The 23263-nt window shown below is 46.1% G+C and carries 14 protein-coding genes and 2 riboswitches; of the genes, 1 reads left to right on the top strand and 13 read right to left on the bottom strand.

Going from position 1 to position 23263, the window contains the following annotated elements; all coding sequences use genetic code 11:
• Positions 1-21: 21 nt before the first annotated feature.
• The 9 genes from FYJ53_RS16865 to FYJ53_RS16825 all read right to left on the bottom strand — a co-directional run bounded on the left by FYJ53_RS16865 (position 22) and on the right by FYJ53_RS16825 (position 13831).
• On the bottom strand, positions 22-1455 hold the full coding sequence (locus FYJ53_RS16865; protein ID WP_148430118.1) for a trimethylamine methyltransferase family protein: 1434 nt from the start codon (positions 1453-1455) through the stop codon (positions 22-24).
• 22 nt (positions 1456-1477) lie between these two features.
• A complete protein-coding gene (locus tag FYJ53_RS16860; protein ID WP_148430116.1) occupies positions 1478-2917 on the bottom strand; it encodes a trimethylamine methyltransferase family protein in 1440 nt (479 codons plus the stop codon).
• Positions 2918-2940: 23 nt separating this feature from the next.
• Positions 2941-4392, bottom strand: coding sequence for a sigma-54-dependent Fis family transcriptional regulator (locus tag FYJ53_RS16855; protein WP_148430114.1), 1452 nt, complete (start codon positions 4390-4392; stop codon positions 2941-2943).
• 92 nt (positions 4393-4484) lie between these two features.
• Positions 4485-5927, bottom strand: a complete 1443-nt coding sequence (locus FYJ53_RS16850; protein WP_148430112.1) for a trimethylamine methyltransferase family protein — start codon at positions 5925-5927, stop codon at positions 4485-4487.
• 4 nt (positions 5928-5931) lie between these two features.
• Positions 5932-7368 (bottom strand): trimethylamine methyltransferase family protein, encoded by a 1437-nt coding sequence (locus FYJ53_RS16845; protein WP_148430110.1) that lies wholly within the window; start codon positions 7366-7368, stop codon positions 5932-5934.
• Between the two features lie 19 nt (positions 7369-7387).
• On the bottom strand, positions 7388-8671 hold the full coding sequence (locus FYJ53_RS16840; RefSeq protein WP_154557503.1) for a nitrate/nitrite transporter: 1284 nt from the start codon (positions 8669-8671) through the stop codon (positions 7388-7390).
• A 451-nt stretch (positions 8672-9122) separates the two neighbouring features.
• Positions 9123-10250, bottom strand: a complete 1128-nt coding sequence (locus FYJ53_RS16835) for a DUF362 domain-containing protein (protein WP_013381018.1) — start codon at positions 10248-10250, stop codon at positions 9123-9125.
• A gap of 99 nt (positions 10251-10349) precedes the next feature.
• Positions 10350-12098 carry an ABC transporter ATP-binding protein gene (locus tag FYJ53_RS16830; RefSeq protein WP_148430107.1) on the bottom strand — a complete coding sequence of 583 codons (1749 nt, stop codon included), beginning with the start codon at positions 12096-12098 and terminating at the stop codon, positions 10350-10352.
• Positions 12095-13831 carry an ABC transporter ATP-binding protein gene (locus tag FYJ53_RS16825; protein ID WP_148430105.1) on the bottom strand — a complete coding sequence of 579 codons (1737 nt, stop codon included), beginning with the start codon at positions 13829-13831 and terminating at the stop codon, positions 12095-12097. Before FYJ53_RS16825 ends, FYJ53_RS16830 begins: the two co-directional genes overlap by 4 nt.
• 114 nt (positions 13832-13945) lie before the next feature.
• Here FYJ53_RS16825 and FYJ53_RS16820 point away from each other — a divergent pair, with 114 nt between their 5' ends.
• Complete coding sequence (locus FYJ53_RS16820; protein ID WP_013381021.1) at positions 13946-14806, top strand: LysR family transcriptional regulator; 861 nt, start codon at positions 13946-13948, stop codon at positions 14804-14806.
• A 51-nt stretch (positions 14807-14857) separates the two neighbouring features.
• A riboswitch (cobalamin riboswitch) is annotated at positions 14858-15036 on the top strand.
• 396 nt (positions 15037-15432) lie between these two features.
• Here FYJ53_RS16820 and FYJ53_RS16815 read toward each other — a convergent pair.
• The 4 genes from FYJ53_RS16815 to pstB all read right to left on the bottom strand — a co-directional run bounded on the left by FYJ53_RS16815 (position 15433) and on the right by pstB (position 23260).
• The gene (locus FYJ53_RS16815) at positions 15433-16191 is read right to left on the bottom strand and encodes a hypothetical protein (RefSeq protein WP_148430103.1); all 759 of its coding nucleotides are present in this window, start codon (positions 16189-16191) and stop codon (positions 15433-15435) included.
• Between the two features lie 10 nt (positions 16192-16201).
• On the bottom strand, positions 16202-21439 hold the full coding sequence (locus tag FYJ53_RS16810) for a fibronectin type III domain-containing protein (protein ID WP_148430101.1): 5238 nt from the start codon (positions 21437-21439) through the stop codon (positions 16202-16204).
• A 130-nt stretch (positions 21440-21569) separates the two neighbouring features.
• Positions 21570-21657: riboswitch (cyclic di-GMP riboswitch) on the bottom strand.
• A 149-nt stretch (positions 21658-21806) separates the two neighbouring features.
• Complete coding sequence (gene phoU / locus FYJ53_RS16805; RefSeq protein WP_013381024.1) at positions 21807-22484, bottom strand: phosphate signaling complex protein PhoU; 678 nt, start codon at positions 22482-22484, stop codon at positions 21807-21809.
• Between the two features lie 14 nt (positions 22485-22498).
• Positions 22499-23260 carry a phosphate ABC transporter ATP-binding protein PstB gene (pstB, locus tag FYJ53_RS16800; protein WP_013381025.1) on the bottom strand — a complete coding sequence of 254 codons (762 nt, stop codon included), beginning with the start codon at positions 23258-23260 and terminating at the stop codon, positions 22499-22501.
• Between the last annotated feature and the right edge of the window lie 3 nt (positions 23261-23263).

Genomic DNA, 23263 nt, shown 5'->3' with positions numbered 1-23263 from the left:
AGCTGCCTCTGCTTTTTAAACTTATATCCCCAGCCTGTAGCATTCCGGAATATACGGTTCAATGACAGATAAACGGTCCTTTGAAATTTCCGGAGGCCGATAGCTCTCCAACCGTTTTTTTACAGCTGGCTCCATCGATTCCTTTAAAGATTTTGAGCCGCTGTTTTGCCATTGGTTTGGGTCTTCCTTGTTCATGTATTGCGACTGGTAGAATTCTTCCCGGTACATTTTGGGCGTCCGTCCCTTTAAGAACGTTCCTCTCGCACCTGTCGCCTTGATTTCCTCGAAACAGAAGCGGTCTTCTGAACAGTTTACTCCCCTCAGCAGATGTGTGGTCATTTGTATGATCTCTTCATCCATCAGAAACTTTTCAAAATTTATGACATTGAAAGTTCCCAGTGTCCCGCAGGCATGCTCGATAAAATTAGACCCACAGTCCAGACTTGCATAAAGCATCATCATGCTCTCAATGCCTGACTGGGCATCAAAATCTTTTGCGTCACTGAGCCCGCCGCCTGTCCTGAAGGGTAAGTGATAATAATCCGCAAGCCCTGCCGTTACATAGCAGACCAGCGCCGTCTCGGGCGACCCAATGCTCAGCTGAATGGTGTGCATATTCGTTGATGCCGAGGTATTACCATAGATTACCGGTATACCTGGTCTCAAAAGCTGGGCCAGCATAATCCCGGCCAGCTGCTCGGCGTTTGTCATGGCCATCATCGAGGCAACAGACGGCGGCGCTGTCATCAGCGGCATAGCGCAGGGCACAATCCACAGGGGCTGGTTCGCTTCACAGGTCGCAAACAATTTCTCGATGGGCGCATTATCGAAGGTAAGCGGGGACAGGGAGTTCAGCATTGGCAGAATATGGTATTTGTCATTGCCCTCAAAACGGTTGACAATCTGTATGGTTTCTTTAAACAATGCCCTTAAGTGGCTCTCTTTTCCGGAAGCCAATGTGTTGGGATAAAGCGTCACGGTCGGCTTATTGGCATATTTCATTTGAAGCGCCATATTGGCAAAAGTTTTTTGTTCGGGTGTAAAATTTTTGGTTTCCGCCAAAAGGTTAATATGCGACCCTGTGATCACCGGGCTGGTATCCGCCAGCTTAAACTGATCAAATATATCCGCATTATCCATTTTTCTTATTTCTTTGCCTGTCTGAATATAAATGTTGCTCCCAAGCGGCCTGAAAACAGTATTATCTCCCCCTATTACCAAATCGCCCTTAAAGGAAGAAAGAATGAACTGAGACGGGATATTCTGCAGGGCCTCCATCAATGTTTTTTCATCTATAAATACCGTGTCATTTTCCACCCGGACGCCGTGAGCTTTAAATACCTCCAGCGCTTCCTGGTTTTCAAACTTTACCCCAACCTCGCTGAGAATGCGCAATGTCTGTTCATGGATTTTTTCAATCCCCTGTTTTGAGATGTATTTTTCATAGGATTTCATCGCTGTTCCCTTACATCCCGCCTTAAATTATTTCCTTATACGCATCGGGCAGATAAGGCTGAAGCAGATCGTTCTGCTCTTTTGTAATTTCCGGCACTGTGTAGGATGCCAGGCGCTTTTCAACGTCCTGCTGAGCGACGTCCGCCACGCTGATACTTCCCTTATTCTGCCATTGGTTCGGGTCATCCTTATTAAAATATCGGGCGAGATAAACCTCTTCACGGTACATCTTGGGGGTACGGCCTGTCAGGAAGGCGCCCCTCGGGCCAACCTTTTTAAGAGTATCCATGCAGAATTTTTCATCACTGCAATCAATTCCCGCAAATAACCGCTGATTCATTCTCTGAATTTCTTCATCGATCAGGAACTTACGAAAGTCGGTTACATTAAATGATCCCATGCAGCCGCAGGCATGTAAAACAATATCGGCGTTGACGTCCTGTGTCGCTGTAATCATCATCATGGATTCAGCCCCTGCCTGAATATCTGCATCTTTCGCATCGCTGAGCGAGCCGCCGGTTCTGAAGGGCAGTCCATAGTAGTCTGCCAAACCGGCGGTCGCGTAAACGACCAATGCGCATTCGGGCGCTCCGATTGCAAGCTGAACGGTCCGCATATCTGTCGCGCCCGAGGTGTTTCCGTAAACAACCGGCACATTCGGATTTAATAATTTCGCCAGTACATAACCACCCAGCACCTCGGCGTTTGTCATTGCCACCATCGAAGCAATGGAAGGCGGCGCTGTCATGAGCGGCATGGCGCAGGGAGCGAACATGATGCCCTGATTTGCCTCACAGAGGACAAATACCCGCTCTAACGGATCATGATCCATGGTGAGCGGCGATAAAGTATTTAAAATATAAACATTATGTACCGCGTCGTTTCCTTCAAAATCATTTAAAAGCTGTACGCTTTTTTTAAAGGCTTCTTTGATGGCTTTTTTATCGGACAGCGCAAAGGTGTTAGCGGTTGTCAGAAACAGCGGCTTATGCCCGTACTTTAAGATCAGGGCAATGTTGCTGAATATCTTTTGGTCTAAGGTAAAGCCCTTGGAGTAATCCTGGAAATAATTGATGGTTCCAAAATCAAGGATATCGCTGGTATCTTCGAGCTTAAACTGATTAAGCGTATCCTCATTGCTCATTTTCCGAATGGCCCCATCCGGATAATGACAATACACATTGCCGCCGATGGCGCCATTATATTGTTTGCCGCTGCCGATTTCCAGATCCCCTTTACAGGATTTTACCGTAAAGGAGCGCTGCGCGTGGCAGAGAGCTTCATTCACCATTTTTTCATCAATAAAAACGGTTTGCCCTTCCACACGGGCCCCATGCTTCCTGAAAACCTCCAGGGCTTTCTCATGCTCAAACCGCATACCGATTTCTGATAAAATTTTTAATGAGTATTCATGAATTTTTTCAATTTCTTCTCTGGATATAAAACGTTCATAGCTTTTCATTTTTCATTCTCCCATCTGGATATCTATCCGGAAATTTTATATTTTCTCATTTTATTCTGTAAATTCTGTCTTGAAATATTCAAAAGCCTTGCCGCCTGGGTCACATTGTTTTTATTTTGTTTTAATGCCTTAATAATGGTTTCTTTTTCAAAATTATCGACCATCTCCCTGAGATTTTTGTTGGCGCCTAAGCTCAGCGAAGCCGTCTGTTTTTCTTCGATCGCCTTGTAGCGGTCCAGCAGGTATTCAGGCAGACATGCGCTTTCCAGCGCGTAACAGTCGTTTCCGGCCAAATACAGGCTTTGTGTAATGACATGCCGCAGCTCCCTTGTGTTCCCGGGCCAGTCATGCTTCAGCAGAATTTTTCTGCTTGTTTTTGACAGGCTGTTTACTTTTTTCCCAAGGAAGGCCGCGACCTCAGAAATATAATGGTTTGAAAGAGCGATAATGTCTTCTTTTCGATTTTTCAGTGGCGGCAGCTGAAGATTAAATACGCTGAGCCGGTAATAAAGGTCTGAGCGCAGCCGGTTTTCCTTGATGGCCTCAAGGGGATCCTGGTTAATGGCGGCGATGATACGGACATTCGCAATGATCTCTTTGTTTCCGCCCACTCTTCTAAACCTCTTCTCTTCCAGTACCCTCAGCAATTTGGACTGGATTGTAATGTTCATAGAATTCAGCTCATCCAGAAAAAGCGTGCCGCCTTCAGCCTCCTCAAAAAGCCCCTTCCGCTCCTTCGCACCAGTAAAGGAGCCGCTCCTCACGCCAAAAAGTGTGCTCTCCAGAAGATTTTCTGGAATAGCGCTGCAGTTAACAGCCACAAAATGGTTCTTTTTCCGATCACTGATATTATGGATGCTCTGGGCAAAGACCTCTTTTCCCGTTCCCGTAGCCCCGGATATCATAATCGGCACGTCCGTCTTTCCAGCCAACTTTGCCTTTTCAACGCACTGCTTCATTTCATTGCTTTCTCCTATGATATCCTCAAAGGTATACTGTGTGTTATTATTCAGCCTCACAGCGCCCAGCGTCCCGTTGTCATGGTTTTTCTTATTGATTGTATCAATCAGGTTAAAATACTCGGATATCTCCCGGTAGGTGCCCACGCTCATTTCAATATTCCCATTTTCATCAAAAACAGGAAAAGAATTGAAGAGCACTGTGCACTCCTTGCCGTTTTGTGTTTTATAATAGGAAAATGTGTCTTTATAGCAGCGTCCATCCTTCAGGGTATTCAACAGTAAAGACCGGCCCTCATTCTCCAGACTGATGGTCTTATCCGGATCGTTCGGCTTATAGATTTCATTGGGGTTTTTCCCGATCGCGTCCTCTCGTTTCATTTCCTCAATGCGTTCACAGCCTTTTGAATAAGCGATAATCTTTTTGTTTTTATCGACAACCAGCACACAGAAATCCTCTATTTTTTCAAGACATTCCGCCGGCATCAATTTTTGATCTGTTTTCCCATTTTTCATAAAGCACCTCTTGTTTTTTGGTGATGGTATTTTAACCTAAAATACTGGTATGTCAAAATGGTTTTGTTCTTCATTAAGACTCACTATTTTGTCTATATTTTTTCTCTATACTCAACAGGAATATAGGGTGTAAGCAAGTCATTTTGTTCTTTTGTAATATCGGGCGCCTGATAGGAGGCAATGCGCCGCTCAACCTCCTCTCTGCAGATTTCATAAACACCTGGGGCCCCTCTGTTCATCCATTGATTAGGATCTTCTTTATTCAAAAATTGAGGAAGATAGAACTCCTGCCGATACATCTTTGGCGTTCTGCCTTTTAAAAAAGTGCCCCGCGCGCCGGTTTTTTCGATTTCATCAAGGCAGAAATGGCTTTCATCACAGTCAATACCGCTAATAAGACGGTCACACATGGCTGTTATTTCCTCATCAATAAGATACTTCTCAAAGCTGATAACATTAAACGAGCCCATAATTCCACAGGCGTGCGCGACCAGATCGGCGCCGCAGTCCAGCGTTGCAAAGGTGAGCATCTCCGACTCGATTCCTGCCTGAATGTCAAAATCCTTGGCGTCACTCAGCGCTCCCCCTGTTCTGAATGGCATATGATACAAATCTGCCAGCCCTGCTGTCGCGTAACAGATCAGCGCAGACTCCGGAGCGCCGATGCTCAGCTGCAGAGTCCTCAGATTTGTACCTGCCGAGGTGTTTCCGTAAACAACCGGCAGACCCGGCCGGCAAAGCTGTGTGAGGACAATCCCTGCCAGGGTCTCAGCATTTGTCATGGCCATCATGCCCGCAATTGACGGAGGCGCTGTCAAAAGCGCCATCCCGCAGGGGCTGATCCACAACGGCTGGTTTTCATCACAATGCGCTAAAATGCGCTCAACGGGGTCATGATCATAGCATAGCGGCGACAGCGTGTTCACCCCGTAAGAAATCACATATTTTTCATCCTCCTCCACGCCTTCAAAACGTTTGACCAGCCGGATTCCCGCCGCGAAGATTTCCCGCACGCTTTCCTTCTCAGATAAGGCAAAGGTTCTTGGCATAAGCGCCACAGGCGCTGTATGGCTGTATTTTAAAGCGATCGCAATATTTGAAAATATCTTTTGTTCTTTGCTGAAATGCGCTGTTTCCAGAAAACCGTTTACGTCGTTACTGTTGACAACCCTGCTTGTCTCACCTAATTTAAACTGCCTGATAATATCGTCATTGTGCATTTTGCGAATGCGGCCGTTCTCCGATAAATAGATCGCCCCGTCTGCCGGACGCATGATTCTGGCTCCGCGCCCTACCTCGTAGCTTCCTTTTAAGGAAAACCGCGTAAAGCTCTCCGGCACTGTAGCTAGCGCGTTTTGGACCATTTTTTCATTCAGATAAACCGTATCATTCTCAACCACAGCGCCATTTCTTTTGAAAATATCGAGAGCTTCCGGATGCTCAAACCGGATTCCTGTATTTTTTAATATGTACAGGCTTTTTTCATGTATCTTTTCAATTTCTTCTTTTTTTATGTACTTTTCATATGCTTTCATCGGGCTATATCCCTTCCCTGTATGCTTTCGGGATAAATGCGTCCAATAATCTGCATTGGTCTTTTGTCCGGTCTGGCGCCTCATAGGCCTCCAGACGCTTTTGAACCTCGTTCCCGGCTTTCTCCTTAATACTGATGCCCCCTTCATTTTGCCACTGATTTGGGTCCTCTTTATTGAACAAAGACGTTTTATAAAACTCTTCTCGGTACATCTTCGGTGTTCTGCCCTTCAAAAACGTTCCCCGAGGCCCAACCTTTCGGATGGCGTCAAAGCATAATTTCTCTTCCGAACAGTCAATCCCGCTTCGCTCACGCTCAAGCATGCCGATAATTTCCTCATCCATAATGAATTTTTCAAGGCTCAGTACATTAAAGGTGCCCAATGTCCCAATGGTATGGTAGATTACATCCGGCTGAACATCGATTGTTGCCTTTAGGAGCATCATCGTTTCAGCGCCAGCCTGTCCGTCTAAATCTTTGGCGTCTGATAAGGAGCCGCCTGTTCTGAAGGGCAGGCCATAGCGGTCCGCCAGCGCAGCAGTTCCGTAGGCGATTAACGCTGTCTCGGGTGTGCCGATGGTCAGCTGAAGTGTTTTTAAGTCTGAAGAGCCAGATGTATTCCCATAGACAAAGCCCGTTCCTGGCCGTATCAGCTGTATGAGCACCAGCCCTGCCAGTATTTCCGCATTGTTCATTGAGAGGATGCCCGCTACCGAGGGCGGTCCTGTCAGCACTGGCATTGCGCAGGGTGATAAAATCAATGGCTGTTTCTCATCGCAGGCCGCAAAAATCTTTTCGATGGGCGCGCTGTCATAGGTCAAGGGCGACAGCACGTTCAGGCTTCGGTAGCACACATACCGGTCCCTGATCCCTTCAAATTCCTTAATCAGCTGGATACCTTTCCGCGTCAAATCATAAACAGCTCCTGGGTCCAGGCCCAGGGTCATTTCATTGGCATTTATATGGCTTTTCCCCGAATATTTTAAGTCCATGGCGTAAACGCCAAATATTTTTTCCTCAGCTGTAAATTGCTTTGTATCCGGAAACTGGTTCAGTACGGCGGAGTCGATGACAGGACTCATGATTCCCATTTTAAACTGATTAATATTGTCTTCATTCGTTGTTTTTCGAATTCTTTCCCCATCCTGAATGTAAATGTTGGAAGCAAGGGCGATTTTCATCATGCTGCCGCCGCCAATTTCCATATTTTTATAAGAACTGGAATAAAGCATAAATTTTTCAGGCGCTGCTTGTAAGGCTGCATCCAGCATTTTCTCATCGATAAAAACGGTCTCGCCCTCTACTCTTGCACCGTGCTTTCTAAATACCTCCAGAGCGCGCTCATTTTCAAAATTAACACCGATTTCAGATAATACCCTCAACGTATTTTCATGTATTTTTTCAACCGACGCTTTAGAAATATACTGTTCATAGGCTTTCATATTCTATCTTCTCCCCATTTCATACAGAAGTCTCTGTGTTTTTTTTATCCGCAATTTTCCCTTCTTTTTGAATCACTGCCAGCTTTGCGATGGTTTCCTTATTTCGTTTATGAAAAATAATGGAGATAATACATGCAAATATGGCGCCTGCCGCTGCCGCTATAAAAATAAAGCGGTACGCCAGCTCCGGCGGGTATGTGTCCAGCCAGTTACCGATGATGATCGGCATAAAACTGTCCGGTAAAAAACCAATGGTCGAGATAATCCCAATGACTGTGCCCGACATATACATTGGAATATCCGCTTCTGGCAGGGTTGCAAAATAAATGCCTCTGGCTGCCCCAAGGATAATATATCCCAGCGCTGTTCCGATAAATACCAGAATCACAAGAGAGGCCTGCTGTGGAATAATCGCGATGAAAATATTGATCACTGCCAGCAGCGCGGTCACAATAATCAACAATTTTGAAATCCCGGTTTTATTGCTGACGTTCCCTGAGATCAGGGCCCCGATGGGCTGCATATAATCCCTGAACATGCCCAGAATCGCTCCCAGGGTTATTGACAGGCCAAACATCTGCGTCCCGTATGGTGTCATGTAAGGCGTTGTCGTGCAGGAAATAAATGCGCCAAAAACAATAAAGGACATCAGCCAGACATTTGGGTTTTTCAGACAGGTTAAAAGGATCTTTCCAATGCCGAGATTTTGGTCCTTATCTGGTTCATCTCTTTCAAAGAAAATCCAAATGAGAATTCCGATTAATATACAGGCGCCGCCAAAGATAAAAATAACCACCTGCATACCTGTTACAATATTGGAAAACTGGCTGAAAATAAAAATGGCTATTGTCCCAAGAACTGCTGCCAGAATACTTCTGGTCCCCTCAACATCTCCCTGGGCTTTCCCCTCTTCACCTGGTCTGGCAAAAATACGGATGGCTTTGATCAAAGCCGACCAGAAGGTTAAGGTGGTGGTAACCCCTAAAATAGCAAAGAGCACTACCGCTACACGATAATCGGGAATTGTGCCAAACCCTACGCACAACAGCCCTGAAGCCATATATGAAAAAGCCAGCAGCTTTCTTGCTGAAAATTTATCCGCTACCAACCCTCCTAAAAAATATGTGGCAATTGTCATGGTTGTGTATGCGCTTGTCATAATTCCAAGCTCTACGTTTGTGACATTGAACGCCTGAATTAACGCGTCATAAAAGCTTGCTTTCATATAGGGCACATAATAGATAATGCTTGCGCCACACAGGCAAATAAATTGAATCGCTCGTTTAAAATCAAATTTTTTCATTTTTTCCCCCTTGGATTATTATAAAAACATTGTTACCGCGAGCCTTCAGCCTTCTTCTTATTGTTCCCCCTTTCATATAAGATGGCTTGTAATTAATATTTGCAAATTTTATGCCAAGCATATTTTTTATTTTTTTACGAAAATTTACTTAAACTCTTTTTTTTATATCTTTTATTCTCTTATGACAATGATAAATATAGATTTCAAATTTTTTATTATTCTTTTTACACAAAAAATTGCGCGCAATTTTTTGTGTAACTTGTTTTAAAACCTTTACATATTAAGTTTGTATTTTATTAACCGCAATATTTTTTTGCATTCCATTTAAAATTTTATATATTTTTGTAAATTAAATGTTTTTGCCAAATAAAAAAAGACATCCATTCATGAAAAACAAGAATTAATGCCTCCCAAAATAAAAAGCTGCCTGATTATTCAGGCAGCTTTTTCACTATTTTACTTCAATTAATTCATACTGTCTGGTTCCAAGCCCGATTTTTTCTGCGTGCTCCAGACATACGCGCCAGTCCGTTTCCGGGTGTGTGCAGATAAAACGGTCATGGTCTTCAGGATCATGGACATGGTTTTTATGGATCTGGTCTGCCAGATAGCTACCGGGGATGATGGGCGCTTTGTTGCAGGCATCGGCGCATGCCATGTCAAGAGCGACCGGATCATAAGAAGCAAACATGCCGACGTCCTGAATAATCGGCAGGTCATTTTCGGCATGACAGTCGCAGAACGGCGAAACATCCATTACCAGGCTGATGTGAAAATTCGGGCGGCCTTTTACAACCGCCAGACTGTACTCAGCCATCTTCTTGTTGAGCACATCAAAGCTTTCGTCATTTGGCGTAGCGATGGCGTCAAAGGGACAGATCCCGATACAGCGTCCGCACCCTACACATTTGTCATGGTCAATCACGGCTTTTTCCGGATAAGAGATTGCATTCATCGCACAGATATCCTTACAGACTTTACAGTCACGGCATTTCTTTTCAATGACATGGGGCTTTCCAGCATTGTGCATTTCCATTTTTCCGCGTCTGGAGCCGCAGCCCATCCCTATGTTCTTAAGAGCGCCACCAAAACCAGTGTTCTCATGGCCTTTAAAATGGCTCAGTGTAATGAAGATGTCCGCATCCATAACGGCACGTCCTATTTTTGCCTCTTTGATGTATTCACCATTCACTGGCACCTCCACCTCATCGGTTCCCTTAAGGCCATCGGCAATGATCAGCTGACAGCCGGTAGTAAATGGATTATAGCCATTTTCATAGGCAGCGTCGAGATGCTCCAGGGCATCCTTCCGGCGGCCTACATACAGGGTGTTGCAGTCTGTCAGAAACGGCCTGCCTCCCTGCTCCTTAATCAGCTCCACCACCACACGGGAAAAATTTGGCCGGAGATAGGCGATATTTCCGGGCTCTCCAAAATGGATTTTAATGGCTGTAAATTTATTTTCAAAATCAATTTCGGTCATTCCTGCCTCAATGATCAGCTTCTTAAGCTTTTGCAGGAGATTCATTTTTGGATTTGCCCTGAAATTCGTAAAATAGACCTTTGCTTTTTCGTTCATATTTATTTAACGCCTCCTTGAATTGTTCCAAATTATTTTATCATAAACCTGTCGGTTTCGGTACTTGTTTTAATATCTTGTAATCGTAAAGTAAAACAGCTATTCGTTTCCCTCAAACTGGCTGTTATAAAGCTTTGTATAAAAACCGTTCTGCGCCATCAGGGTCTCATGGTTTCCCCGCTCAATAATACGCCCCTGGTTCATAACCAGAATTGTATCGGCGCTGCGGATAGTGGACAAGCGGTGGGCAACCACAAAGCTGGTCCTCCCCTTCATCATGTCATTAAAGGCGTTCTGGATACGCACTTCCGTCCGTGTGTCAATGCTGCTGGTCGCTTCATCCAGAATCAGCATCGGCGGTTTGGTCAGCATCACTCTGGCGATACAGAGCAGCTGACGCTGTCCTTGGGAAAGATTGTCGCCGCCTTCGGCAATCTGGGTATCATACCCTTTTTCAAGCTGCCTGATAAAGCTGTCCGCATAGGCTTTTCGTGCCGCCTCTACGATCTCCTCATCGGTGGCGTCCGGCCTGCCATAGGCTATATTTTCCCGGATCGTTCCAGAGAACAGCCAGGTGTCCTGAAGCACCATGCCATACTGCCCCCTGAGGCTGCTGCGGGTAACGCTTTTTACCGGGTGCCCGTCCACTGCAATACTGCCGCGGTCCACATCATAAAAGCGCATGAGCAGGTTGATAATCGTGGTTTTTCCGCAGCCTGTCGGTCCGACCAGCGCGATCCGCTGCCCTGGCTCAGCAGTGATGTTCAAATCCTTAATAAGGCGCGTATCCGGCTGGTATGAAAAGTCTGCATGCTCCACGCACACCGCGCCTTCTGCCGGTGGCAGTGCCGGCAGCTCTGCATCGCTGGGCTCAGGCCGTTCATCCAGGAGGGCGAAGACTCTCCGCGCCGAGGCAAAGGCTGTCTGGATTTCTGTCAGCACGCCGGTCACCTCGTTAAAGGGCTTGGTGTACTGGTTAGCATAAGATAAAAAGCTTGACAGCTGTCCGACGCTCAGGCCACCCCCAATGACTGAAATAGCCCCTGTTATACCCACAGCGGCGTAAACCATGGCGTTGACAAAACGTGTGGAGGGGTTGGTCAGCGATGAGTAAAACTGGGCGCGCACGCCGCAGCGGTAAAGACGCTGGTTGATGGCCTCAAACGCCTGCTCTGCCTTTTCTTCATGGCTGAAAGCTGTAACGACCTTCTGGTTTCCAACCATCTCTTCCACAAAACCACTCAGGTCACCGCGCACCACAGACTGCTCTTTAAACTTACTGTATGAAAGCCTCGCGATGATCCCTGCCACAAAGATGGATAAGGGCGTTACCAGCACCACAACCACTGTGATGCTCATATTGATTGACAGCATGAACGCCAGCGTTCCCAGAATCGTCACCACTCCGGTAAAGAGCTGGGTCAGGCCCTGCAGCAGGCCATTTGAAATCAGCTCAATATCATTGACAAAACGGCTCATCAAATCGCCGTGAGAATGGCTGTCGATATATTTCAGCGGCACAGTGTTAAACTTCTCAAAAGCATCTTTTCGGATATTCTGAATCGTTTTATAGGTAATCTGGTTGGTGCACAGGCTCATGAGATACTGGAAAACAACAGTGACGCCGATATTGACCCCGAGAATGATCACATAGCGCATAACGCCTGAAAAATCCACCTGTCCCGGCCCTACGATATAATCGACCCCTCGGCCGATCAGGATAGGCATCCATAAGGACAGCGCGATGCTGATTACCGCACAGACAAGGCCCAGAAAAAGAAAAATGCCATATGGCTTTGCGTAAGCCCATAATCTTGGAATAACCGGTACTTTATTTTCTTTTCTCATTGGCTGGCCTCCTGACTGCTCAGCTGTGAAAGGCAGATTTCGCGGTATACACCGCAAGTCTTAAAAAGCGTTTCATGGCTGCCGAATCCCGCCATTCTTCCCTGATCCAGCACGATGATCCGGTCGGCGTTTTTTACAGTGGTAACCCGCTGCGACACCATAAGCACCGTCATGCTGCCTGTTTCCCTGTTTATAGCCTTTCTGAGAGCCGCATCTGTCGCAAAGTCAAGGGCGCTGGCACTGTCATCCAAAATCAGAATTTCAGGACGGCGCACCAGTGCTCTGGCGATGGTCAGGCGCTGCTTCTGGCCTCCTGACAGGTTCTTTCCGCCCTGGTATATCTCAGTATCTAACCCCTTTGGCATTTTTTGAATGATTTCAGCCGCCTGGGCAATTTCCAGCGCCCGACCGATTTCCTCATCATTAGCCCTTGGATTTCCCCATTTCATATTCTCCCGGATCGTTCCGGTAAAAAGGACTGGTTTTTGAGGAACCATGCCGGTTTTTAAGCGCAGCTGCTCCAAAGGGTATTCCTGTACCCTGATCCCATCTACGCGGACGCTTCCCCCCGTTACATCGTAAAATCGGGGAATCAGATTGACCAGTGTACTCTTCCCGGCACCTGTACCGCCGATAATACCGATGGTCTCGCCCTTTTTGATCGAAAAGCTGAGATTTCTCAGGGCATATTCATTATTTTGATTGTAAGAAAAAGAAACATTCTGAAATTGTATTTCATCATCCGTTTCGGCGGATACTTCGGATAAGCGCGCACTGCCTGGGGTGATTGAAGGCCTGGTATCAAAAACCGCGTTAATCCTCGCCGCGCTGGCAGCTGCCTTGGTAAAGATCACCACAAGATTGGCCGCAACGATCAGCGCCAGCAAAATCTGCGTCATATAATTGATAAAGGCAATCACCTCTCCCTGGCTCAGATCACCGGCGTTGACACGGATGCCGCCAAACCAGAGGATAAAGAGAATGGCGACATTGACAATGGCATAGGTAAGAGGATTGAGCAGCGACGAAATACGCCCGGCCTTCAGCGATGCTTTCATCAGATTCTCATTTGCCGCCGCAAAACGGGCTGTCTCGCTCTCCTGCTTTGAAAATGCCCGGATTACCCGTACCCCGTCCAGATTTTCACGGGTAATGAGTGATATCCCATCAATCTTTGACTGGATTTTTTTGTAGACGGGCACGGCGCGGCTCATGACAAAATAGATGGTCAGCGCAATGAGCGGCGCCGCTACCAAAAAAACAACTGACAGCTTCAGATCAATGGTCATCGCCATAATCGTCGCGCCGATAATTAAAAAAGGCACCCGAAGCAAAAGCCGGATGGTCATGGCCACTGCCACCTGCAGCTGGTCGATATCATTGGTTATCCGGGTAATGAGTGAAGGTGTGCCGATTTTATCAATCTCGGCATAGGAAAGCCGGTTAATGTGCGCAAAAAAATCACGCCGCATAAGCGTGCCTGTCCCCTGAGAAGCCCTGGCGGCAAAATATTGGGCAATCAGCGCAAAGCACAGACCCGCCGCGCCCAGAGCCACCATCAGCCCACCCATATGATAGACATACCGGGTATCGCCATTTTTTATTCCCACATCAATAATGCTGGCCATGACCAGCGGGACAATCAGCTCAAAAACCGCCTCAGTCAGCTTGAAAAATGGTCCGAGTATCATCTCTTTTTTAAAATGCTTAAGATAATGCGCTAGTTTTAACATTTCTCTTCTCCTGTCTTTACGTCTCATCAGGACTATGTTATCATAAAAATAACCATATGAATAATATTTAGTTTATATATCTTCTATACAAAAAACAAATAGAAAGGAATCCCAATGGATCTCAAACAGCTGCTTTATTTTAAAACAGTGGTGGAGGAGGGAACAATCTCCGCCGCGGCTAAAAAGCTGAATCTCTCTCAACCTCCGCTCAGCCAGCAGATCAAACAGCTGGAATCCGAGCTGGGCGTCACGCTGATGGAGCGCGGCGCCCGAAAAATTACTCTGAACGAAGCAGGCAGAGTGTTGTATGAAAAGGCCTGTACCCTGCTCACACTGGCAGAACAGACCGTGCAGGAGCTCCGCGATATTCACGACGGCCTGGAGGGCACGCTCACCCTCGGCACCATCTCTTCTTCCGGCGCTATCATTTTGTCGGACGCGCTCCCGGCTTTTCATTCTCTTCACCCGCATATCCGGTTCGAGCTTCACGAAGGCACTACCTTTCAGGTCATCGACCTGTTAAATGCCGGCATTATCGAGCTCGGCATTGTGCGCACGCCTTTTCATTCAGAAGGATTTGAAACGCATTTTTTAGAGTCTGAGCCCATGGTTGCAGTCGGCGCTCCTGCTTTTTTTGAGGGTATTGCCTCCGATATTATTACACTCCAGGCGCTGTCTCAAAAGCCGCTGATCTATTATCGCCGCTTTGAGTCTCTGATTGAAGGCGCTTTTGAATCGGCAGGCTTGCCCTCAAAGGCGGTCTGCAAAAATGATGATGCCCGGACATCTCTCATGTGGGCCAATGCTGGCATCGGCGTTGCGGTAATCCCCAGCTCCGCCAGCCGGATCATCGACTCTGCCAATACTGTCTGTAAAAATATTGACGCCAAAGTTCTGAATACGCAGGTAGCCCTGATCTGGCGAAAAGGACATACCCTGAGCCGTATCGCCCGTTCTTTTTTGACCTTTTTTTAACATTGTAGCCTTCTTTCGTTTTCACCCTTGACAAACCACAATATCTGGTGTATCATATGATTAGTTAAATATTGAATGATCCTATGTTCAAGGGAAAAAGGTGAAAATCCTTTGCTGTAATCGCAGCTGTAAGGTAAAATGCCCGTTTCAATCCACTGTCCTGACGGATGGGAAGGGAAACCGGATGATATTACCAAGCCAGAAGACCTATATAGGAGTTTATTCTTAAGTGCCTCCGATTTAGAGGGTTTGAGAGCTACCATGTACTGTGTTAGTATTTTTTATCCTTCTTCGTATCCGGAGAAGGATTTTTTATTTCTCCTCCTTCCCGTACATGGTTGGACTTCAATGAACACAGAAACTACATCTCCAACAATTTAATCATCGCTCAATATTTGACACTTGTTTGGGATTAAAATCTGCCATTTTAAAACGCCAAAAGGGGTGGTGTGTAACACCCCTTTCCCCAAACAATTTAAACAGTTCCCAATATTTATTAAAATACTGTGTATTATTTATTAATACCGTCCTCCCTTTTTCTAGCTTTAACGCCTGAAAAGATTAATCAATTTCTCAAAAAACAGAAATCCCGCTGAATCTATCAGCGGGATTTTTGTTTTTATTTTTTATAAGATTCTTTTGCGTTTAAAGGCCATCAGCCCTGCCAGCATGACAATGAGTATGCCTGCTGTTATAAAAGCCGCGGCACCCGGGTCTGTAATGACACCGGTTGCCGGGTTGCCGGCTCCGTAAGGTGCAGAGGACGACGGCGCAAGATTATTTTCTGCGATGCTGTCTGGATTCTCATTGCCCTGGCCGTTTTCCGGACTGTCTGGTCTGGTGTCCGGCTTTTGATCAGGATCTGCTGTATCCTGATGTTCGATGACCAGATTATCGTCGGAATCTTTGTCCAGTCCGATTAGCTCAGCTCTGCTTTTCTGATAATCCGAAACATCGACCATTTCAAGCTGGCTGGCTTCAACGGTGTATTTTTCACCTGCTTTTCCCTTAACCGTCAACGTACCGATGTCAATTTTACCTGCTGGCAGCTGCCCTTTTCGGGTAACGGCCAGCGTGGCTTCTTTTCCATCATTTCTTGTGATAATTTTCACACGGCTGTCCTCTGTGCTGAGGGCACTGCCTGCCTGAATTGTTCCGGTGAAGGCTGCTCCGTCACCGGAAATTTTTAATTCAAGGGAAAAGCCTTTAATGGTTTTATCCCCCAGATTTGTCAGCGAAAGATTAACCTGATTCGCATTTTGTCCTTTTGTGACCAACAGCTCAGGGCTGTTATCTGCTGCCAGGACTGGCATTGAAAAAAGGATTGCCATGAGGGTTGCAAGACAGCCAATGCCTATTTTTCTCAGTTTTTTATTTTGCTTCATTACTGCTCTCCTATTCCTCTGGTATCTGTTCGCCGGTCAGCCTGATGTTCGGCAGGCTGTCGGGTAATTTCACGTCAAATGTATCACTGGTGAGGCGCTGCCCTTCATTGGTTTCCATATTATTGACTCGGTATAGCTCAACCTTAACCGTCACCGGAAGCTTCTTCATATCCAGCTGATCCTTATCAATCCAGTAAATCCAGGTTCCCTGGCTGATTTCACCGATATTGCCATTTTCCGGTATATTGGCCATAAAGATACTCGCTGCTTCATTATCCTTACCGACAACGTTGTTGCCGTCTTGATCCTTCAGCAGCACAGCGTTAAAGCCCGGATGCCCACGATAGCTGCCCGTAAAAATAAGGGATCCAGCCTTAATGGCCGGCTGGTCTGGATCATAGACGAAATCCTCTTCCAATAGTCCTATGCCACTCTGCTCAAGCTCCACATTATCTCCCGGAGGTCCAATAATATCAAGCTCTGCCGCGCTTACGCCTGCCGCACCATTTGCTATTATCCGCACATACTCTGCCCGGTAGGTGATCAGCTGGTTCGCACCCTCCTGGTCCTTTTCATTAAAATAAACGGTCGCTTCAGGCTTTTCTGTAGTCATTGCGAAGCTGCCCTTTGCGGCATCCTGCCATTTCACACCATCCTCACTTACCTGGATGGTATAATTTTTGATGGTATTCTCCACAAAGGCTCCATCTTTTACCGCTGCTGTGTATTTAAAGCCGACAACAGGCATATTTTCATGCAAATTGATGGTAATCTGCGGATTGTTTGTGGTCTTAGTTCCTTCATAGATACTGCCATAATCATTGTCATAGAGCTTGGCCAGCGCCGGATGGCTTAGACCTGAGCCCGTACAATCCTCGATATATTCATCGCCTTCAGAAGTCATATCGGTATCCATGGTCCATTTTGTCTTTGCGATGCTTCCGTCGTGCTGGATTTTGATCGGCTCGAGCGCCAGAGCTTCGGTTTTATTCAGGTAATTGTCGTAAGCGACCACCTCGTATTTCAGCACACGGTTGTTCATTGAGGAGATCACGTCTGTGTAGGAATTGCCTGTTGTAAAGCCAACCACCTCGCCATTTCGGATAATTTCATAGCCTAAAATCGCTTCGGAACTTTTGTTTACACCCAAATTGAAAATAATCTTCTTTGAGTCCTTCCCATTTTCCACGGTATGGTTCAGAGTCGCCTCAACCTTTGTATTCTTAGCCATTGCCGGCGCCCTTTCAATCCGTTTGTGTCTGGCGTCATCGTTCAGATAATAGATCGCCCGTTCCTCTTTGGGATACTTGCTCACATACTCAATGGTTTCTTCATTTGGCGTCAGCCCCCACTTTTCAAAATAAGCGGTTAAATCCTTTTTGGCTGTATCACTCGCCATACGGATTAACAGGTTATCTTTGTCTGTCTTCATCGTATTTCTACGGTAATTTTGATACAGGCGGCCATAGAAGCTGTCGGGATCATCGAGATTGTTGTAGGTATCATCATATGCGAGGTGCAGCTGCCAAAACATACCCAGCTGTGTAAATACATTGCTCGCGTAGCCCTTTGTGCCAGAAGTGACCTTCTGGTATATTGCGGGGTAATCGGCCCGTGCTTCTGCTTTCTCATCAAAGGTTTTTACAAGCTGAGAGAGGATATTGTTGGAGGTTTCACCGTAGACCATATCACCCTCATCGGTCACATGTCCGATTTCATGGGCGATTCCCCAGCCATAGAGGTTTCCGCCTCCCATGGTTCCGTCCGCCTGTTTCGTATGTGGCCGTCCATGTGTCAGACCGCCGACTGAGCCATACTCAATGCCGATATGCTGGCCGGTGGCATACATAAACGCGCCGGTAAACATACGGGTATAACGGATATTAATTCTGGAGCCAGGCCATTTATCTTTAGCATTCTCCGCATCTCTGGACAGTCCTTTTGAATTATAGGTAATGTCCATCAGCTGTTCCATGGCCAGACTGTTCTGATAGAGCTGCTCAATCTGTTCGCTTTCACTGCCGTTAAGGGCTTCGAGCACAGCTGTCGCCGGTACAGAAAGCAGCATCTGGTTCGTCATAATATCGGTGCTGTTGTAAATGCTGGATTTTTTATCCCATTGATGTTTCGATTCTTCACCGGCATACATGTCCGGCACTTTGGCGACAAAAGCTTTCAGTTCTTTAATATAGGACTGGATCGCCGTTTTTGCGTCATTCTCATCTGTGATTCCCGTTAAATTCAAGTATGGGATCTTTGTCGCTCCTGCCACTCTCACCTTGATATCCTTACCGGATGGGCTGGCATTAGGATAACGGATATACAGGGCTCCGCCGCGTTCACTGTCTTCACCGCCAATCTGCTCAAGGGTAATTTCGTTCTTCCCTTTCTTTAAATTAACGGTCTTGCTCCAGCCTGTTTTGACGTCAGGATGGTATTGGGTATAGACAAGCTGCGGAAGAACATTTCCTTCTGTTCCCACATAAACGTTGATGGTGTCGCCCGCTTTTGCGGCCAGGCCCAGCGGCTGAAAATCATTCAGCGCCATGGCAAAGCCCAGATTGCCATTTTTGGCGTTTGATACATTCTGGTCTACAAGAACCGTATCATCAATATTGGTTTCACTCAGAATCGCTTTTGCCAATATGAGCTCTGAAAGAATGGAATCCTTATCTGGATGAAACTCTCCGCTCACAGTATCTGGAGTATTGGCGCGCTCAATAAGCTTATCCACAATCTCCATGGTTACGCTGTCTCTCAGTTCCACATGTAAATCATCCATGAACAGGGCGTTTGTTTCATCTGCCAGACTGTCGTAAGCGTAGAATTTTATTTCCGAAATTCGGCAGCGCGCATTGGGTGCGCCGGCCCAGTAGAGCGCTGGATTCATCTGAATTTTGACGGGTTTAATCTTTTCATTGATGCGGATACGATAGTATTCTTTTCCATTGGTGCTCTTTTTCGCCTGAACCGCAAAGTCTTTTCCGATGTTCAGATCGTGTGCCTGTCCGGCCTCATCCCACCAGCGGATTTTCATGTAGGCGTTATAAGTGCTTGGCTCACCTTCGCCGCGCACCAGCACAATATCGTTCATTTCATAGGACTGGTCAAATTCTACGACCGGCGCCTGAAGCTTGCCTGACCAGCCGCCGGCATTCCAGCCCCCATAATTCCAATACGAGGTATAGTCATTGTCCACAATATCAAATTTATCATAGGCCTGTTCATAATCACTTTCCTTTAAATAAGGATAAGTGACGTCCTTAATATGGGCGGTGGGCTGGTTAACCTCACCGGCACGGTTGATCAGCTTATAATTTGATGTAACCGGCGGCTCAATGGATTCTGTGGTGCAGGTATATACAGATGATCTTGCCCCTTCACCAATGGCGTTATAGCCGGTCAGGTAAACTTCATATTCAGCCTGATCCTTAAGGTTTTCAATCACATAGCTGGTGTTTTCTAAATTTCCAGCCTTGGTGTATTCACCGTTTCCCTTTTCACGGTAGTAGACATTATATCCAGTAGAATTTTTTTGTTTTTCCCAGTTAACCGTAATCTGGCGGTATCCGCCTTTTAGGGTGATTCCCTCTGGCTGTTCAGGCACTGAGGTTGGCAGAGGTATTCCAATTACAGGCTCGCTGAAGCCGCTTTCCCAGTTTCCGCCCTCTGATCGGTTAACAGACTGAACCGAAATTTTATACTCCACAAAGTTGGTCAGATCACTGATCGTCAGGGAAGTTCCATCCACAGGTGTCAGCACAGTCTCTGCCTTACCGCTTTTGGGGTCTGTATAACTCATTTTAACCTCATAGCCTGTTACATTGCTCTGTGCTTCCCAGCTGACAGTCAGACTTTCATTGCCAGAGGCTACCTGAACGTTTGTCGGGATGCTCGTCACCTGCTCGACTATTTTATCCTTGGTATTATTCAAGAATTCAACCTTTGAAATTTCCGCCAAATTACTGCTCGCCTTATTGGTTTCTTTTACAATGATCGTAACCTTTTTAATCGCAACCTGCCCTTTCAGGTCAATAACAATGGTTGACGGGGAGGCTTCATCTGTCAAAAAGAGATAATCCGCCTGTCCTTGGAGATCGAAATCCACAGATTTTATGTTGTCCAGTTCATCGGTTACCTCAATGGTTCCCCTCTTTGGCGCATTTTCAAGCCCCAGTTCACTGGGGGCAATGCGAAGCTCTGTCGCTATGACTGGCTCCTTCATTACAAGCGGAATTCTCAGAGGCGTATCCTCCGAAATAGTGTTTCCATCTTCCCTTGCAAACTGAACCGCGCCTGCCTGGTCGGAGGCCGTACTGAAAAGTTTTGCAATATCCCCGCTTTTTATCGTCACAGGATCCTTTTCACCTGTTTTGATTTCCACGTTGTCAGGATCTACAATCGGGGAGGTGTCACTGATCTGTACTTTTCCTGAGTCATGGGACACACCCATATTTTCCTGTAAATAGACCAGATCGACAATATCCACGGTTCCATCTCCATTCAGGTCACAGTCCGCTTCAGAAGAACCAAGGCTTTTCATAACCGCATCGTAATCGGCATCGTCAATGCTGCCGTTTTGGTCGACATCGCCTGTTAAAATTGAACCGCCCATAAATTCGACACGTTTGGAGCTTCCCTGGAGACTTACCTGCGCCTGAGCTGGCACTACTCCCTTGTCAGAGACGGTGACAGTGTAGTCGCCAATCGGCAGACTGTAAAAATTGACATTGGCAAAATAAATCTTTGCATCGGGCTTTTGCTCGTTGTAAAGAACGCTGCTGCTGTCCATCTCATTAGAATCTCTGTCAAAAAGCAGTGTCTTATACTGGATACTCCTGCTGCCAAAATCCGTTGTGGCCTTTTCGCTGACGACATCCTTTAAAGGGATTTCCTTGGACGTACCGTCGCTGGCTGCCAGCGTCAGGACTGCTGTTTCTGACAGCTTTGTTCTTGGTTGGCTAAAGTGGATTTCCACCTCGATATTTCCCACCAGGTCAACAGACGCTCCTGCATAGAGGGCACCCGCCTCTTTCTTTTCCGGCTGAGGCTCAGAAGACTCAACTGCCTCAGAAGATGCCTCCTCCACACTTTCCGCGGTTTTGTCCACTTCCTGATTTTCTGTCACGGTATTATTCTCTGTTATTTGGGCTGAAGGCTCCTGTCCCGCTTCCTCCGCCAGAATAGATACCGGAAAGCTCGCAAACAGCATAACAACTGACATAAAACAAGCTAACCATTTTTTCATGTTTTTTTCCTTTCCTTCTCTTATATAAATACTCCCAGTCTTTTGCCGCTCATCTTATTATGCTCGTACAAACAAAAAACGACTGCGAAAGGGCGCAGCCGGGCAGTGTCCATCGATGAGGATGGATTTCCGTAGCAGCTGGCTGCCATTACCGGTTACCGGTTTTAGGCCCTTTAGTTTTGCGTCTCTGCCTTTCAACAGATTTGCCCTTTTTACGTTTTAAAAACGTTATTAAATTAAAATCACTATAGACTATGTCTCATTATAACAGGCACGATTCGCCGCGTCAAGAATCATTGATTATTTCGCAATAAAAAGATAAAGACCAGAGTAAAAAGCTACTCTGGTCAAAAATATAAGCTACGACTTACTCGTCTTCAGGAATTGTGTTTAAATCATTAAAATCCATGTAATTTCCGGTCACAATGAAATATACTGTTTCAAAAATATTGGTGGCGTGATCGCCAATTCTCTCCAAATGACTTCCAATAAAGGAAAAACTCATGGCCTGGAGCGCCATCTCTGGATTTTTGTTGATTTCTGCAATACAGTCACTGTGCAGGGTATTGTTCAAACGGTCAATTTCATCCTCATATCGGACCACATCGTCCATTTTACTGATATCCTCATCGATATAAGCCTGTATGCACATTTTCAGCTGGTCTTCCACCATCTTCGCCATCTGTGGAATATTATCGAGCTTTTTGTAGTATTCCTCCTTGCGCAGACAGATCACCTTTTGGCAGATATTAACCGCTAAATCCGCGATTCTCTCAAGGTTTGTAATAATCTTATAGGTTGAAGAAAGCCTTCTCAAATCTCCCGCAACCGGCTGCTGTCTTGCAATAACCTCGCTGACGATCTGCTGAAGCTGAATTTCCTTCAAATCCACGATATCATCTCGGCTGATGACACTCCTGGCCAGCTTTACATTTTGTTCTTCCAGCGCTGTAATTGAATCGGACAGCATCCGTTCTGCCTGGGAAGACATCAGCAGAATTTCATTCTTAATGGTTTTTAATTCTTCATTATAAACTTCTCTCATTATTCGCTCCTTTATCAACCAAATCGTCCGGTAATATAATCCTCAGTACGTTTATCTCCCGGATTCATAAAAATGGTGTTAGTTTCATTATACTCAACGATTTCTCCCATAAGGAAGAATGCCGTTCTGTCCGAGATTCTGGCTGCCTGCTGCATGGAGTGTGTTACGATGATAATCGTATAATTCTTTTTAAGCTCCTCCATAAGATCCTCAATTTTTGAAGTAGCGATGGGATCAAGGGCAGAGGTTGGCTCATCCATCAGAATAACCTCCGGCTGCATGGCGATGGTTCGGGCAATGCAGAGACGCTGCTGTTGTCCGCCGGAAAGGCCAAGAGCCGATTTGCCCAGACGGTCGCTGACTTCATCCCACAGCGCCGCCCCCACCAGGCTGTCATGGACAATTTTATCAAGTTTCTTCTTATCTTTCAAGCCCTGGCATTTTGGTCCATAGGCGATATTGTCATAAATACTCATCGGGAACGGGTTAGGCTTTTGAAAAACCATGCCCACCTTTGTTCTGAGCTGAATAACATCCGTATCTTTTTCATAAATATTTTTGCCGTCAAAATTCAGCGTCCCTTCAATACGGACAGAGTCGATTAAATCGTTCATACGGTTCAGGCAGCGCAAAAATGTAGATTTACCACAGCCAGAAGGACCGATAAAAGCGGTTACTTCATTCTCATAAATATCAATATTGATCTTCTTCAGGGCCTGAAAATCGCCGTAATATAAATCCAGATCCTTCACATCAAATTTTTTCTTCTTATCCATTTT

It is taken from the genome of Eubacterium sp. BL-380-WT-2B (assembly GCF_009696115.1).
Taxonomy (GTDB): Bacteria; Bacillota; Clostridia; order Eubacteriales; family Eubacteriaceae; genus Eubacterium; species Eubacterium callanderi.
This window is presented reverse-complemented; position numbering and strand designations above follow the sequence as displayed.

Bases quoted from the DNA above. Each gene is read 5' to 3' on its own strand.
- FYJ53_RS16865 (WP_148430118.1), bottom strand. From the start codon at position 1,455: ATGAAATCCTATGAAAAATACATCTCAAAACAGGGGATTGAAAAAATC.
- FYJ53_RS16860 (WP_148430116.1), bottom strand. From the start codon at position 2,917: ATGAAAAGCTATGAACGTTTTATATCCAGAGAAGAAATTGAAAAAATT.
- FYJ53_RS16855 (WP_148430114.1), bottom strand. From the start codon at position 4,392: ATGAAAAATGGGAAAACAGATCAAAAATTGATGCCGGCGGAATGTCTT.
- FYJ53_RS16850 (WP_148430112.1), bottom strand. From the start codon at position 5,927: ATGAAAGCATATGAAAAGTACATAAAAAAAGAAGAAATTGAAAAGATA.
- FYJ53_RS16845 (WP_148430110.1), bottom strand. From the start codon at position 7,368: ATGAAAGCCTATGAACAGTATATTTCTAAAGCGTCGGTTGAAAAAATA.
- FYJ53_RS16840 (WP_154557503.1), bottom strand. From the start codon at position 8,671: ATGAAAAAATTTGATTTTAAACGAGCGATTCAATTTATTTGCCTGTGT.
- FYJ53_RS16835 (WP_013381018.1), bottom strand. From the start codon at position 10,250: ATGAACGAAAAAGCAAAGGTCTATTTTACGAATTTCAGGGCAAATCCA.
- FYJ53_RS16830 (WP_148430107.1), bottom strand. From the start codon at position 12,098: ATGAGAAAAGAAAATAAAGTACCGGTTATTCCAAGATTATGGGCTTAC.
- FYJ53_RS16825 (WP_148430105.1), bottom strand. From the start codon at position 13,831: ATGTTAAAACTAGCGCATTATCTTAAGCATTTTAAAAAAGAGATGATA.
- FYJ53_RS16820 (WP_013381021.1), top strand. From the start codon at position 13,946: ATGGATCTCAAACAGCTGCTTTATTTTAAAACAGTGGTGGAGGAGGGA.
- FYJ53_RS16815 (WP_148430103.1), bottom strand. From the start codon at position 16,191: ATGAAGCAAAATAAAAAACTGAGAAAAATAGGCATTGGCTGTCTTGCA.
- FYJ53_RS16810 (WP_148430101.1), bottom strand. From the start codon at position 21,439: ATGAAAAAATGGTTAGCTTGTTTTATGTCAGTTGTTATGCTGTTTGCG.
- phoU (WP_013381024.1), bottom strand. From the start codon at position 22,484: ATGAGAGAAGTTTATAATGAAGAATTAAAAACCATTAAGAATGAAATT.
- pstB (WP_013381025.1), bottom strand. From the start codon at position 23,260: ATGGATAAGAAGAAAAAATTTGATGTGAAGGATCTGGATTTATATTAC.